This is a genomic window from Streptomyces sp. CNH189, assembly GCF_000527195.1.
This window is the reverse complement of the sequence record NZ_AZUS01000022.1, coordinates 120,028-133,822: the sequence shown is the minus strand read 5'-3', so window position 1 is coordinate 133,822 and position 13,795 is coordinate 120,028. Positions and strand designations below refer to the sequence as shown.

The 13,795-nt window shown below is 71.6% G+C and carries 12 protein-coding genes and 2 tRNA genes; 5 read left to right on the top strand and 9 right to left on the bottom strand.

Annotated elements, in window-relative coordinates:
- Positions 1–108: 108 nt before the first annotated feature.
- The 3 genes from B100_RS0127035 to B100_RS0127025 all read right to left on the bottom strand — a co-directional run bounded on the left by B100_RS0127035 (position 109) and on the right by B100_RS0127025 (position 2,723).
- Complete coding sequence (locus B100_RS0127035; protein ID WP_024887530.1) at positions 109–714, bottom strand: ATP-dependent Clp protease proteolytic subunit; 606 nt, start codon at positions 712–714, stop codon at positions 109–111.
- Positions 715–1,084: 370 nt separating this feature from the next.
- Positions 1,085–2,482: a trigger factor gene (gene tig, locus B100_RS0127030; protein ID WP_024887529.1), complete on the bottom strand. Its 1,398-nt coding sequence runs from the start codon at positions 2,480–2,482 to the stop codon at positions 1,085–1,087.
- 164 nt (positions 2,483–2,646) lie between these two features.
- Positions 2,647–2,723: transfer RNA gene (locus B100_RS0127025), tRNA-Pro, on the bottom strand.
- Positions 2,724–2,888: 165 nt separating this feature from the next.
- Between B100_RS0127025 and B100_RS0127020 the strand changes: the two genes are divergently transcribed.
- Positions 2,889–2,959, top strand: a tRNA-Gly gene (locus B100_RS0127020).
- A gap of 84 nt (positions 2,960–3,043) precedes the next feature.
- Here the strand turns inward: B100_RS0127020 and B100_RS0127015 are convergent.
- Positions 3,044–3,238, bottom strand: a complete 195-nt coding sequence (locus B100_RS0127015) for a hypothetical protein (protein ID WP_024887528.1) — start codon at positions 3,236–3,238, stop codon at positions 3,044–3,046.
- A gap of 648 nt (positions 3,239–3,886) precedes the next feature.
- Between B100_RS0127015 and B100_RS0127010 the strand changes: the two genes are divergently transcribed.
- A complete protein-coding gene (locus B100_RS0127010) occupies positions 3,887–5,080 on the top strand; it encodes an acyltransferase family protein (RefSeq protein WP_051490067.1) in 1,194 nt (397 codons plus the stop codon).
- Here the strand turns inward: B100_RS0127010 and B100_RS0127005 are convergent.
- Positions 5,077–5,520, bottom strand: a complete 444-nt coding sequence (locus B100_RS0127005) for an HD domain-containing protein (protein ID WP_037723562.1) — start codon at positions 5,518–5,520, stop codon at positions 5,077–5,079. The two genes, B100_RS0127010 and B100_RS0127005, sit on opposite strands and share 4 nt — an antisense overlap.
- Positions 5,521–5,607: 87 nt before the next feature.
- A complete protein-coding gene (locus tag B100_RS0127000; RefSeq protein WP_024887525.1) occupies positions 5,608–6,786 on the bottom strand; it encodes a PP2C family protein-serine/threonine phosphatase in 1,179 nt (392 codons plus the stop codon).
- Positions 6,787–6,950: 164 nt separating this feature from the next.
- Between B100_RS0127000 and B100_RS0126995 the strand changes: the two genes are divergently transcribed.
- A complete protein-coding gene (locus B100_RS0126995) occupies positions 6,951–8,201 on the top strand; it encodes a GNAT family N-acetyltransferase (RefSeq protein ID WP_024887524.1) in 1,251 nt (416 codons plus the stop codon).
- Positions 8,202–8,373: 172 nt separating this feature from the next.
- Here the strand turns inward: B100_RS0126995 and B100_RS0126990 are convergent, their stop codons facing one another.
- Both B100_RS0126990 and B100_RS0126985 read right to left on the bottom strand, forming a co-directional pair.
- Positions 8,374–9,195, bottom strand: a complete 822-nt coding sequence (locus tag B100_RS0126990) for a DNA-formamidopyrimidine glycosylase family protein (protein ID WP_024887523.1) — start codon at positions 9,193–9,195, stop codon at positions 8,374–8,376.
- A 37-nt stretch (positions 9,196–9,232) separates the two neighbouring features.
- Positions 9,233–9,718, bottom strand: a complete 486-nt coding sequence (locus B100_RS0126985) for a ribose-5-phosphate isomerase (protein WP_024887522.1) — start codon at positions 9,716–9,718, stop codon at positions 9,233–9,235.
- A 205-nt stretch (positions 9,719–9,923) separates the two neighbouring features.
- On the opposite strand from B100_RS0126985, the gene B100_RS0126980 reads away from it, so the two are divergent.
- Positions 9,924–11,390, top strand: coding sequence for an amino acid permease (locus tag B100_RS0126980; protein ID WP_024887521.1), 1,467 nt, complete (start codon positions 9,924–9,926; stop codon positions 11,388–11,390).
- Between the two features lie 81 nt (positions 11,391–11,471).
- Here B100_RS0126980 and B100_RS0126975 read toward each other — a convergent pair whose 3' ends face one another.
- On the bottom strand, positions 11,472–12,056 hold the full coding sequence (locus B100_RS0126975) for a biotin transporter BioY (RefSeq protein ID WP_024887520.1): 585 nt from the start codon (positions 12,054–12,056) through the stop codon (positions 11,472–11,474).
- Between the two features lie 467 nt (positions 12,057–12,523).
- On the opposite strand from B100_RS0126975, the gene B100_RS0126970 reads away from it, so the two are divergent.
- Complete coding sequence (locus B100_RS0126970) at positions 12,524–13,723, top strand: ROK family protein (protein WP_024887519.1); 1,200 nt, start codon at positions 12,524–12,526, stop codon at positions 13,721–13,723.
- Positions 13,724–13,795: the final 72 nt, after the last annotated feature.

Genomic DNA, 13,795 nt, shown 5'->3' with positions numbered 1-13,795 from the left:
TGTCTCCTGAAAGGGGCTGAGGCGGTCGGCTGGGGCGCTGGGGCCCGCCCAGGGCTCCACGGGGGCCCGGGCGGGGCCTACGGGGCTCCTGAAGCCCCGTGGGGCTGCTCAGGCCCCGGTGCCGCCGCCGCCCGGCATGCCGGCGGCCGTGGCGATCACGTCGTCGATGAGGCCGTACTCCTTGGCCTCGAAGGCGTCGAACCAGCGGTCACGGTCCGAGTCGCGGGTGATCTGCTCGACCGTCTGGCCGGTGTGCTGGCTCGTGAGCTCGGCCATGCGCTTCTTGGTGTGCAGCAGCCGCTCGGCGTGGATCTTGATGTCCGACGCGGAACCGGCGAGACCCGCCGAGGGCTGGTGGATCAGGATCTCGGCGTTGGGCAGCGCGAAGCGCTTGCCGGGGGTGCCCGCGCTGAGCAGGAACTGTCCCATGGACGCCGCGAGACCCATGGCGATCGTCACCACGTCGTTCTTGATGTACTGCATGGTGTCGTAGATCGCCATGCCGGCCGTGATCGAACCGCCGGGGCTGTTGATGTAGAGGTAGATGTCCTTGTCGGGATCCGAGGCAAGGAGCAGCAGCTGTGCGGTGATCTTGTTCGCGATGTCGTCGTCGACCGGCTGGCCGAGGAAGATGATCCGCTCGCCGAGCAGCCGGTTGTAGACCTGGTCGCCGAGGCCACCACCGATGGAAGGCTCGCCGGCGGCTGAAGGCATCAGATTCGTCACGTATCCACCTGCTCGTCTTACGACGGCGCCGGGCCGTCTCACGTGTTCCCTGCGGGGGCGGGAGCCGTATCGGAGACTCCACTGCCCTGGTATTCATGGACCCTAACGCGCGGGTCCCTTCGGGGAATCCCGGAGATGGGAGTGTTCGCCGGGGGCGTAGTCGTGGCGGGGCGGGCAGGGCCCGCCGTGGGGCGTGCGGACGCGCCGTGGGGGCCGCGGGTCCCGGTGGCCGGCTGCGGGTGCGTCGTGGTTGCTCGCGCGGTTCCCCGTGCCCCTGAGGGCGTCCGGCCCCCTGGTGCCGAGAAGGCCCCGGGGTGGTCACCCCGGGGCCTTCTCACATGGTCACCGCTGCCGGGGCTCAGCCCTCGGTCTTCTCCTCGGCCTTCTCCTCGGCCTTCTCGTCGGCCGCGGCCTCGGAGGTCTCGGCCTCGGCGGTCTCGTCCTCTTCGTCCTCGAGGTCGACGATCTCGCCGTTGGTGTCCTTGACCGTGGCCTTCTCGACCACGACGGCCAGCGCCTTGCCGCGGGCGACCTCACCGACGAGCAGCGGGACCTGGCCCTGCTCGACGACGGCCTGCGCGAACTGGTCGGGGGACATGCCGGAGGAGGCCGCACGCCGCATGAGGTGCTCGGTGAGCTCCTCCTGGTTGACGTTGAGCTTCTCCTGCTTCACGAGCTCGTCGAGGACGAACTGGGTCTTGATGCCCTTGACCGCGGCCTCGCGGGTCTCGGTCTCGAACTCCTCCTCGGTCTTGCCCTGGATCTCCAGGTACTTCGCGAGGTCGAGGCCCATCTGGCCGAGCTGGTGGTGCTCGAGGTTGTGCTTGCGGGTGTTGATCTCGTCCTCGAGCAGCTTCTCGGGGACGGGGACCTCGACCAGCTCGAGCAGCTTGTCCAGGACGCGCTCCTGCGCCTGCGTGGCCTGGTCGTACTGCTTCATGTTCTCCAGGCGCTTACGGCTGTCCGCCTTCAGCTCCTCGAGGGTGTCGAACTCGGAGGCGAGCTGCGCGAACTCGTCGTCCAGCTCGGGCAGCTCACGCGCGGCGACCTGGGTGACCTTGACGGTGACCTCGGCCTCCTTGCCGGCCGCCGAGCCGCCCTTGAGCTCGGAGGTGAAGGTGGCCTCGCCACCGGTCTCCAGGCCCTTCACGGCGTCGTCGATCCCGTCCAGCAGCTCACCGGAGCCGATGGTGTAGGAGACACCACTGGCCACGCCGTCCTCGAGGACCTCGCCGTCGACCTTGGCCTCCAGGTCGATGGTGACGACGTCGCCGTCCTCGGCGGCACGCTCGACCGGGGAGGTGGAGGCGAAGCGCTCACGGAGCTGCTCGACCGACTTCTCCACGTCCTCGTCGGTGACCTCGACCGCGTCGACCTCGACCTCGATGCCGGAGTAGTCCGGGATCTCGATGGAGGGGCGGATGTCGACCTCGGCGGTGAAGTTCAGCGTCTCGCCGTCCTTCAGCTCCGTGATGTCGACCTCGGGCTGGCCGAGCGGGTTGAGGTCCGCCTCGTTCACCGCGTCGGTGTAGAACTTCGGGAGGGCGTCGTTGACGGCCTCCTCCAGCACCGCACCGCGGCCGAAGCGCTGGTCGATGACCCGGGCCGGGACCTTGCCCTTACGGAAGCCCTTCACCGTGACCTGCTGGTTGATCTTCTTGTACGCCGCGTCGAGGCTGTCCTTGAGCTCCTCGAAGGGCACCTCGACAGTGAGCCGAACCCGGGTCGGGTTCAGGGTCTCCACGGCGCTCTTCACGGTTCGGTCTCCTTGTGGCTGACTTCTCGGGTTCTGCCGGGACCAGAGCGGTCCGGCCGATTCGCCGCCCAGCGGACTTCAGAGACACATGGGCGTGCAGCTTGCATAGTAACGGCAGCGGCTGCGGCACCCAAAAGGCGATCACCGGTAGGTGAGCAGGTGGCTGGTCGGGGTGGCGGGATTTGAACCCACGGCCTTCCGCTCCCAAAGCGGACGCGCTACCAAGCTGCGCCACACCCCGTCTGGTGCGATCCGTAGGGTACATGCACGCGGGAGAAAGGGCCGCCGCCTTTACCGGCGCGGTGCGGCGCCCGGCGACCGGCCGGACACGGGGTGTGCGACGAGGGCGCACGACCCGCTACGATGCCTGTCAGTGCCGCGGTCACCGACGCGCGGCGCGCAGTGTGCGGGCGTAGCTCAATGGTAGAGCCCCAGTCTTCCAAACTGGCTACGCGGGTTCGATTCCCGTCGCCCGCTCTGTACGGCTCAGGGCCGGTCCGCGGATCTCTCCGTGGGCCGGCCCTGAGGCGTCTGCGGATCGCTTCCGCGGGGCGGGCGGGGTCAGAAGCTGATCGAGTTGATCATGTCGGCTATCGAGTCCAGGAACCGCTGGATGTCGTCCGCCATGCCCGTCGAGGCGAGGAAGAAGCCGAAGAGGACCGCGACGATCGCCGGTCCCGCCTTGATGGAGCCACCTCTCAGCAACACCACCAGGATGATCGCCAACAGCAGCACCACTGACAGTGAAATGGCCACAACTGATCACACCCTTGGTCGGTTCGGCTTCGCCGGCCCGGGCGACGCATCCCCGCGCACCCCGCCAGAACCATCGTGCCACCAACAGGGCCGCCCTATGCGGCCGCTGACACATCGTCCGCACCGCGGTGCCCGCCGCCGTCGCCGGCAGCCCGAGGGCGGCGAAGCCCCGTACGGGTCGCGCCGGAACCAACGTCTGCGTTTCGCACGGCAATTCGAGGGAGGACCCGCGCAGGGAATTCAGCGGTTTCTCCCTCGCTTCCACACAACGCGTTCGCAGGTAATTCGAATTGCCGGCACCCCGCCCCGACAGGCGTACGTACCACAGGAGCAGACCCCAGCGAAGGCGGACATATCACCGGAGTCGCCGCCCGCCCCCATGACCCGAATGATGGGGATGAATCCTGACAAGGATGGAGCTTGTGGGCGTCAACACGGCGGACGGTCACCTGTGTTGTCCCTCACCCGGAAGGCATGCGCGCTACAGCGAATCCGGGGTACTCGAACGGGATATCCAGGAATGACGTCGGGCGTTTTACGGATTCCCGAGGACAACGCTAGGGTGCCTGAGATGTTCCACGCTGCCTCGTCCCCCGCAAGCGCAGCGAGCTCCCCGATCGCCTCCCCGAGTTCCCGCCGGGAGGGTCAGTGACGAACTCGCAGCGACCGTACGGCAACAGCAGGACGCCGCTCCCCCCGGCACAGGCGCCGGCGAACGGGGTGCCGAGTCCGCGCACCCCGCCCCAGGAGGGCACCCGGCCCGCTCCGGGCGGCAGACAGCGCGACGCCTACTTCGACAACGCCAAGTACCTGGCGATCGTGCTGGTGGCCGTCGGTCACGCCTGGGGGCAGATCCTGGACGACGGTGCGGTGGAGACCGCCTACCGCGTCGTCTACCTGTTCCACATGCCGGCGTTCATCCTGATCTCCGGCTACTTCTCGCGCGGTTTCGACCTGCGCCCCCGGCACGTCCAGCGGCTGGTCACCGGAGTCGTCGTCCCCTTCGTCGTCTTCGAGACCGCGTACTCCCTGTTCCAGCGCTACGGCAACGACGAGCCGGGGCACGGCATCACGCTGCTGGACCCCACCTACCACCTGTGGTTCCTGTGCGCGCTGTTCGTGTGGCGGCTGACGACGCCGGTCTGGAAGGCGATCCGACACCCGCTGCCGGTCTCGCTGGTGCTCGCCGCGCTGGGCTCGGTGTCCCCGCAGATCGGTGACGACCTGGAGCTGCAGCGGGTGCTGCAGTTCCTCCCCTTCTTCGTGCTGGGCCTGACGCTGCGGCCCGAGCACTTCCGGATGGTCAAGCGCCGCTCGGTGCGCCTGCTGTCCCTGCCGGTGTTCCTCACGGCGACGGCCGTGGCCTGGTGGACGATGCCGTACATGCGGCTCGGCTGGCTGTACCACAGCGACGGCGCCGCGGAGTTGGGCGCGCCCTGGTGGGCCGGTCCGCTCATGGTGTTCGGCACGCTCGCCGGATCGCTGCTGACGACCGTCTGCTTCCTCGCCTGGGTGCCGCGCCGCCGCATGTGGTTCACGGCCCTCGGCGCGGGCACGATCTACGGCTACCTGCTGCACGCCTTCCTGGTGCGGGCGGGCAACTACACGGACTTCTACGACCGGCCGTGGCTGCACGAGCCGCTCGGCGTCCTGGGGCTCACCCTCCTCGCGGCCGCCGCCGTGACGCTGCTGTGCACCCGGCCGGTGCAGCGGGCCCTGCGGTGCGTGGTGGAGCCGCGCATGGCGTGGGCCTTCCGGCGGGACGCCGGCGAGGCGGCCCGGGTGCGTGAGCAGCACCGGCCCGCCGAGGTGCGGGCGCCGGGCGAGAAGGTCTCCGTCTAAATCCCCGCGGCCAGGCCCAGAAGGGCCCGCATCCGCGTGTACTTGGCGGTCAGCCGGGTCCGGGTGGCCTCGTCGAGGACCGCGAGGCGGGCCGGGTCGGCGTTGTGCGCCAGGTCCGCCCGCTTGACCAGCAGCGCGCCCGGGGTGGCCAGGACGCGGGCCGCGTAGTCCTCGGGCGGCTCGCCGGACCGCTTGGTCACGGCGTCAACGATGTCCTTGGTGCGCCGGGTGAGCGCGGCACCCTCCAGCCACGCGCGGCTGAGCTTGTCGTCCTCCACGGCGTCGTGCAGCCAGGCCGCCGCGATCTGCTCCTCGTCGCCGCCGCGCCGTCGTACGCCCTCGGCGACCGCCTGCAGGTGCTCGGCGTAGGGGCGGCCCGCCTTGTCGGTCTGGCCGGCGTGCGCGGCGCGGGCGGTGGCCTCCACCTCGGTCAGGTCCATGATCGGTGTCCGGTTCACGCGCCCAGTGTGCCCTGCGGCATGCGGGCGCTGTGCCCGTCCGCACCCGACCGGTGTGCCCGACCGGGCTCAGCGGGCGGCGGCCGCGGTGGGGCCCTCGCGGCAGATCAACAGCAGCGCACGGTCGTCGTTGACGTCCTTGGCGACGGCCTCGATCAGGTGCCAGGCGGCGCCGTGGAATCCGCCGGCGACATAGCGGTCGGCCTCGCCGGTGAGCCGGTCGATGCCCTCGACCATGTCCCGGTCGGAGGTCTCCACCAGGCCGTCCGTGAACAGCATCAGCACGTCACCGGGGCGCAGCGCACCCTTCACCGGGTCGAACTGGGCGCCGTCGTAGACACCGAGCAGCGGGCCGTCGGCGGCCTTCTCCTCCCAGCGGCCGCTGCCCGCGCTGAGCTGCAGGCCCGGCGGGTGTCCGGCGGAGTAGAGCTCGTAGTCGCCGGAGTCCAGGTCCAGCACCAGGTGGATGGATGTGGCGAAGCCCTCGTCCCAGTCCTGGCGGAGCAGGTAGCCGTTGGCGGCCGGGAGGAAGTCGTGCGGGGGCAGGCTGCCGAGCAGCCCGCCGAAGGCGCCGGACAGCAGCAGGGCGCGCGAACCGGCGTCCATGCCTTTGCCGGAGACGTCGGTGAGGACGACCTCCAGGGTGCGCCCGCCGTTGGTGCGGGCCGCGACCACGAAGTCACCGGAGAAGGACTGGCCGCCGGCCGGGCGCAGCGCCATCTCCCGGTGCCAGCCGGAGGGCAGCTTCGGCAGCTTGCTCTGCACCCGGATGCGTTCGCGCAGGTCGAACAGCATGGTGCCGCCGCGCCGCCAGGGCACGCCGACCCGGCTGCGGAACTGGGCGACGAGGAGCCCGAAGAAGCCGCAGGCAGCGACGACCAGGACCACGCCGGGGGTGACCCGGGCCACTCCCTCGGTGTACGGGCCGAGTTGCACGGCCTCCACGATCAGCGCGGTCGCCGCCGCCGCGTACAGCCCGAGCAGACTGGCCGGGCGCAGCAGCAGGCCGCCCGCGACGACCGGGACGCACAGCGCGGCGGGCGAGCACCACACGGAGTTGGCGAGCGTCCCGGCGGCGATCAGCGGAACGGTGAGCAACAGCCCGGCGAGCGCGATCCAGTCCGAGCCGTCGCCGCGGAAGTAGTCCACGGCGGCCCGGCGCACGCCGACGCGGACCCGGTGCCACTGCTTGTTCAACCGGGCCGTGAACGTACCGGCTTCCGCGCGCCGCTGTCGTCCTGCTGCCATCAGTTCGGGACCCTATCCATCCAACCGGCCACTTGGCACGGGAGGTCCTGGTTGTCCCCCCGGACGGGGACGGAACTCACAGTGAACTTCACGCGGGGCCTTCCCGGGGCCGCCCGGCGGAAATTGCCTCGCCCGGATCATGGGGCCCTGGTAGGCATGCCCCCATGGCGAACGATTCGACGGGCCGCGCGCCCGAGCTCCGGGCCCTGCGGCCGGACGAGTGGGACACCGCGTACGACAACCTGCTGCGCGCCTTCGGGGGGCTGCCGGAGTCGGACGAGGAACGCGAGATGTGGCGGTCCATCACCGAGTTCGACCGCTTCCTGGCCGCCTGGGACGGTGAGCGGTGCGTGGGGACCGCGGGCGCGTTCTCGTTCCGGCTGACGGTGCCCGGCGGGGCCTCGGTACCGGCCGCGGGCGTCACCATGGTGAGCGTGGCGGCCACGCACCGGCGGCGCGGGGTACTGACGTCGATGATGCGGCGGCAGCTGGACGACGTCCGCTCCTGGGGCGAGCCGCTGGCGGTGCTCTGCGCGTCGGAGCCGGCGATCTACGGCCGGTTCGGCTACGGAGCCGCCACCTTCCAGCTGGACGCGGAGATCGACACCGCGCGCGTGGGTCTGACCGTGCCGGACGGTACGGATGACGTACAGGTGCGGTACGCCGGCCCCGCCGAGGTGCTGGACGCCTGCGAGGCGGTCTACGCCCGGCTGGTGCCCGGCCGTCCCGGGATGCTGGCGCGGCGGCCCGGCTGGGAGCGGGTCGGTCTGCTCGACCCGGAGAGCGACCGGGACGGTGCGTCGCCGCTGCAGTGCGTGGTCGCCGAGCGCGACGGGGAGACCGTCGGGTACGCGCGGTACCGGGTGAAGCCGTCCTGGAGTGCGGCCGGTCCCGACAGTCAGGTGGTGCTCAGTGCCCTGGAGGCGCTGGATCCGGCGGCGGGCGCGGCGCTGTGGCGCTTCCTGTTCGGCCTCGACCTGACGTCGTCGCTGGTGGCGCGGGGGCGGCCGGTGGACGAGGGCTGGCAGTACCTGGTGTCGGACATACGGCGCTGCCGTCCGGCCCGCCGGGACGCGCTGTACGTGCGGCCGGTGGAGGTCGGGGCGGCGCTGGCGGCGCGCACCTACGGGGCCCCGGTGGACGTGGTGCTGGAGGTGGAGGACGCCTTCTGTCCCTGGAACGCGGGGCGCTGGCGGCTGAGCGGGGACGCCAAGGGGGCGTCCTGCGAGCCCACCCGGGACGCGGCCGACCTCGCGCTGTCGGCGCGGGAGCTGGGTGCCGCGTATCTGGGCGGGGTGAGTCTCACGGCGCTCGCCGCGGCCGGGCGGGTGCGTGAGCTGCGCGGCGGTGCGCTGGCCGAGGCGGCCCTCGCCTTCGGCAGCGACCCGGCGCCGTGGATGCCGCACGGCTTCTGACCTCGCACGCGCCGCATGCCGCGCGGCTGCCGGTCCCGGCTCCGTGGCCGCCCGCACGGCTTCTGACCTTTCACGGCCCGCATGCCGCGCGATTACCGGTCCCGGGCGCCGTGGCCGCCGTGGCCGCCGCACAGGTTCTGACCCGGGGCGCTCCGGTGCGGTGTGTCCGGGGTCAGGGGCGCTGGCAGCCGGGGCACCAGAAGAGGTTGCGGGCGGCGAGGTCGGCGGTGCGGATCTCGCCGCCACAGATGTGGCAGGGCCGGTTCGCCCTGCGGTAGACGTACACCTCGCCGCCGTGGTCGTCGACGCGCGGCGGGCGGCCCATCGCCTCGGGAGTGTGCTCGGGGCGGACGGTGTCGATGCGGTTGTTGCGGACGCCCTCGCGCATCAGCGCGGCCAGGTCGGTCCAGATCGCGTCCCACTGCGCGCGGGTGAGGTCCTTGCCGGCCCGGTAGGGGTCGATGCCGTGCCGGAAGAGGACCTCGGCGCGGTAGACGTTGCCGACGCCCGCGACGACCTTCTGGTCCATGAGGAGCGCGGCGATCGTGGTGCGGCTGCGGCGGATCCTGCGGTAGGCGCGTTCGGGGTCCGCGTCGGCGCGGAGCGGGTCGGGGCCGAGCCGGTCGTGTATCGCCCGCTTCTCGGGTTCCGTGATCAGGGCGCAGGTGGTGGGGCCGCGCAGGTCGACGTACGCGGTGGGGCCGGCGAGGCGCAGCCGCACGGTGTCCGTGGGCGGCGGGGCCGGGGCCGGGCCGAAGGTGACCTTGCCGAAGAGGCCGAGGTGGATGTGGACCCACTCGCCGCGTCCGGGGCCGCCGAAGCCCAGGAAGAGGTGCTTGCCGTGGGCGTCGGTGGTGTGCAGCGGGGTGCGGTCGAGGAGGGCGGCGGCGTCGCTGAACTTGCCCTGGGGGCTGGTGACGCGCAGGGGGGTGCCCGCCGGGAAGGCCTCGGCGTAGTCCTTGGCCAGCCGGTGGATGGTGTGGCCCTCGGGCACGGCTCCCCCCTCGCTCCGCTGCTGTTCGGTCCGGTCGTTACTGCTGGGGGTGGTGGGCCGGGATCGGGGGGAGGTCGCCGGTGGTCTCGTAGGAGGAGAGCATGTCGATCCGGCGGATGTGGCGCTCGTCACCCGAGAACGGGGTGTTGAGGAAGATCTCGACGAACTTCGTCGCCTCGTCCTCGGAGTGCATGCGCGCGCCCACCGCGACCACGTTGGCGTCGTTGTGCTCACGGCCCAGCGCGGCGGTCTGCTCGCTCCACGCCAGGGCGGCCCGTACGCCCTTGACCTTGTTCGCGGCGATCTGCTCGCCGTTGCCGGAGCCGCCGATCACGATGCCGAGGGAGCCGGGGTCCGCGGCGGTCCGCTCCGCGGCGCGGAGGCAGAACGGCGGGTAGTCGTCCTGGGCGTCGTAAAGGTGCGGGCCGCAGTCGACGGGCTCATGTCCCGCCTCCTTGAGCCACTCGACGAGGTGGTTCTTCAGTTCGTAGCCCGCATGGTCGGAGCCGAGATACACGCGCATGCGTCGAGTGTGACACGGCCCCGGCGGGGAAGCGGCGCGGGGTGGGGCGTGTGAAGAGTGTGAGCCAATCCACAGGACCTCAGGAAAAGCTCGAGTAAAGATTGGAAATCAAAGGTTCCTGTGCAAGTACGCCTCCGTTTCACTGGTTCAGCTCGTGCACCGCTCGTACGGGTACCGCTCAACCGGCGCAAAGGAAGACCCCCACATGACTTCGCAGCCGACCCTCACCAAGGCCGGGGACGGCCCCGAGGGCCCCGGAGGCCCGCCCACGGGTTCCGGTCTCCAGGCCGGGCTGAAGAACCGGCACCTGTCGATGATCGCCATCGGCGGTGTGATCGGCGCGGGCCTGTTCGTCGGGTCCAGCACCGGCATCGCCACCACCGGCCCCGGCATCCTCCTGTCCTACGCCCTCGTCGGCACGCTCGTGGTGCTGGTGATGCGGATGCTGGGCGAGATGTCCGCGGCGAACCCGACCTCCGGGTCCTTCTCCGCGCACGCCGACCGGGCCCTCGGGCCGTGGGCCGGGTTCACCATCGGCTGGCTCTACTGGTTCTTCTGGGTCGTGGTGCTCGCGGTGGAGGCGACCGCCGGCGCCGCCATCCTCGAAGGGTGGGTACCCGCCGTCCCCCAGTGGGGCTGGGCGCTCATCGTGATGGTGGTGCTGACCGCGACGAACCTGGTGTCGGTCGGCTCCTACGGCGAGTTCGAGTTCTGGTTCGCCGGCATCAAGGTCGTCGCCATCGGCGCGTTCATCGTCGTCGGCGGACTGGCCGTCTTCGGAGTGCTGCCCGGCGCCGACAGCGAGCAGGCGGGCCTGTCGAACCTGACCGCCCACGGCGGCTTCCTGCCCAACGGCGCGGGCGCCATCCTCACCGGCATCCTGCTCGTGGTGTTCTCCTTCATGGGCAGCGAGATCGCCACCCTGGCGGCCGGCGAGTCGGAGGACCCGCAGCGGGCCGTCACCAAGGCCACCAACAGCATCATCTGGCGGATCGGCGTCTTCTACCTCGGCTCGATCCTCGTCGTGGTCTGTCTGCTGCCCTGGGACAGCGCGGCGATCGCGAAGGACGGTTCGTACGTCGCCGCGCTGGACTCGCTCGGCATCGCGCACGCCGGCCAGATCATGAACTTCATCGTGCTGACGTCGGTGCTCTCCTGCCTCAACTCCGGGCTGTACACGGCCTCCCGGATGGCCTTCTCGCTCGGTCAGCGCGGGGACGCGCCGAAGGCGTTCGCCCGGACCACCCACCGGGGCGTGCCGCGAGCCGCGATCCTCGTGTCGGTCGTGTTCGGCTTCGTCGCGGTCTTCTTCAACTACAAGTTCCCCGACTCCGTGTTCCTCTTCCTCGTCAACTCCTCCGGCGCGGTCGCGCTGTTCGTGTGGCTGGTGATCTGCTTCTCGCAGCTGCGGATGCGGAAGATCATCCAGGCGGAGGCACCGGAGAAGCTGGTCGTGCGGATGTGGCTGTACCCGTACCTGACCTGGGTGAGCATCGCGTTCATCGTGTTCGTGCTCGGCTACATGCTGACCGACACCGAGCACGACGGGCGGACCACGATGCTGCTGACGATGCTGGTCGCGGCGGTGGTGCTGGCGATCTCCCTGGTCCGGCACCGGCTGGCCGGACGGCGGGCCACCGCCCCGGACCGGGACGAGGTGCGGGCGGGCTGATCCCGCCTCCCCGACACGACGGAAGGGCTCGGCGGGCGCTGTGACAGCGCCCGCCGAGCCCTTCGGCGTGAGTGCCGGTCGTCAGCGCTTGTCGACGAGCTTCCAGGCGGTGGGCAGCAGGCCCATGGCGAGCGCCGCCTTGAGCGCGTCACCGATGAGGAACGGCGTCAGGCCGGCCGCGATCGCCGCGGAGGCCGACATGCCGGTGGCCAGGGCCAGGTAGGGCACGCCGACGGCGTAGATGACCGCCGAACCGAGCACCATGGTGCCGGCCGTGCGCCAGGCGGAGCGGTCGGCGCCGCGGCGGGCGAGCGCGCCCACGGCCACGGACGCCAGCAGCATGCCGAGGATGTAGCCGAAGGACGGCATGCCCATCCCGGACTTGCCCTCCGCGAACCACGGCACGCCGGCCATGCCCACCAGCGCGTAGACCGCGAGGGAGACGAAGCCGCGGCGGGCGCCGAGGGTGGTGCCGACGAGCAGCGCCGCGAAGGTCTGTCCGGTCACCGGCACCGGGGAGCCGGGGACGGGCACCGCGATCTGGGCGGCGAGGCCGGTGAGCGCGGCACCGCCGAGCACGAGGGCCGCGTCCCGGACGCGGGAGGCGGGGACCAGGTCGGCGAGAACCTGTCCGGGCCGGGCGGAGGTGACGGTGGCGGTGCTCATGGGGACTCCCCGGGGTGAGGGCAAGTGGGAACACGGCGACGCTATACCGGCGCCCCCGTGCCGATCACCAGCAGCGCTCGACAAAGGGTCGAACGGGGAGTTGGTGGGCTCCGGACAAAGGAACGGAGCGACACCCCGGTGAAGGTGACCCCGGTCACTGAGGTGACGTGGTGTCGCCGACACGGCCGGGCGGAGCGCCGGCTGTAGGGATCCACCAATGCCGGTACCGGAGTTCGCACCGGCCGTCTCGCCCGTCGGTCACCGTCTGGGCAGCGGGCCAGCCGGTTTGCTAGCTTCGAGCCATGGTCGCCCAGTCCCGGAACTTCACCTCGCGTCGCCACGTCGATCTGCGACGCGTGGGCGCCACCGCCTGTCGCCTCCTCTGACGAGGCCGGCGGAGCGGATCCGGCGCGCCTCGACTCCCGTACGACGGCGCAGTGTCGGACCCGTTCCCGAGGAAGTTCCCCATGCTTCGTACCGTGGCACCCCCCTCCCCCTCTCCCTCGGCGCGTGCCGCCGATCCCGACCGGCGGCGGACCAGTGCCCGCACGGTGCTGCGCTGCGTGCTGGAGCACGGACCGGTGGCGCGCAGCACGATCGCGCGGCTCACCGGGCTGTCACCGGCCTCCGTGACCGACCACTGTGCCCGTCTGGTCGGGCTCGGACTGGTCCGGGAGGCCGCGGCGCCCCGCCGCTCGGGCGGTGTCGGGCGGCCGCACCAGCCGCTCGACGTGGACCGCTCGCGGCTGGTGGGCGGCGTGCATGTCGCGGTGCCGTACACCACGGTGGCGCTGCTCGACCTGCGCGGGCGGGTGCTCGCCGAACGGCGGCTGCCGCATCCGGACACCGAACCGGCGCGGGTGCTGGAGCGCGCCGCCGAGGGGCTCGCGGACCTCTTCCGGCGGGTGCCGGAGCGGCGGCCGCTGGGTGTCGGCTTCGCGGCCGGCGGCTGGGTGGACCGCGAGGCGGGCACCGTCGTCGACCATCCGCTGCTGGGCTGGCGCGACGTCCCCGCGCGGGAGGTGCTGCGGGCCCGCACCGGGCTGCCGGTCCATGTGGACGGGCGCGCGCGGGCGCTGGTGGACGCGGAGCGGATGTTCGGGCGGGTGGCGCGGGACAGCCGCAGCGTGCTGCACCTGTTCGCCGGCAACATCGTCGACGCGGCGTTCGCCACCCATGACGAGGTGCACCACGGGCCGCGTTCGCAGGCCGGGGCGATCGCCCATCTCCCGCTGGCGGGCGCCACCGAGCCCTGCGGCTGCGGCCGGTCCGGCTGCCTCCAGGCCGAGTTGAGCGAGCGCACGCTGGGCCGGCGGGCCCGGGAGGCCGGGGTCTGCGACGGACGCGACCCCCTGCAGGTGGTCGACGCGGCGGCGGCCGGGCATCCGGTGGCCGCGCGGCTGCTGCGCGAGCGGGCCCGCATGACGGGGCGCGCGGTGCGGCTGCTGACGGACGTCCTCAACCCGGAGAGCGTGGTGGTCACCGAGATCGGTGCCATCCACCGGCCGGACTGTCTCGCGGCGCTGCGCGGCGAGCTGGACGCGGCGCGGGCGGCGACGGTGACGCCGACGAGTTTCCCGGATTCCGTACTGGCCGTGGCCGGCGGATCGGTCGCTCTCGACGTGCTTTACCGGGACCCGTTGAGCGTGTCACCAGAGCGTATTTAATTCAGAAACTCGGAATATTGACACCGCCCCTCAGGGAACAGGAACATGCTGGTCATGAGCTGTCGCACCCTC

What these genes read in the sequence shown, in the direction of transcription:
- B100_RS0127035 (WP_024887530.1), bottom strand. Translation starts at nt 714, where the DNA reads ATGCCTTCAGCCGCCGGCGAGCCTTCCATCGGTGGTGGCCTCGGCGAC.
- B100_RS0127000 (WP_024887525.1), bottom strand. Translation starts at nt 6,786, where the DNA reads ATGGCAGCAGGACGACAGCGGCGCGCGGAAGCCGGTACGTTCACGGCC.
- B100_RS0126980 (WP_024887521.1), top strand. Translation starts at nt 9,924, where the DNA reads ATGACTTCGCAGCCGACCCTCACCAAGGCCGGGGACGGCCCCGAGGGC.
- B100_RS0126975 (WP_024887520.1), bottom strand. Translation starts at nt 12,056, where the DNA reads ATGAGCACCGCCACCGTCACCTCCGCCCGGCCCGGACAGGTTCTCGCC.
- B100_RS0126995 (WP_024887524.1), top strand. Translation starts at nt 6,951, where the DNA reads ATGGCGAACGATTCGACGGGCCGCGCGCCCGAGCTCCGGGCCCTGCGG.
- B100_RS0126985 (WP_024887522.1), bottom strand. Translation starts at nt 9,718, where the DNA reads ATGCGCGTGTATCTCGGCTCCGACCATGCGGGCTACGAACTGAAGAAC.
- B100_RS0127005 (WP_037723562.1), bottom strand. Translation starts at nt 5,520, where the DNA reads ATGGACCTGACCGAGGTGGAGGCCACCGCCCGCGCCGCGCACGCCGGC.
- B100_RS0126970 (WP_024887519.1), top strand. Translation starts at nt 12,524, where the DNA reads ATGCTTCGTACCGTGGCACCCCCCTCCCCCTCTCCCTCGGCGCGTGCC.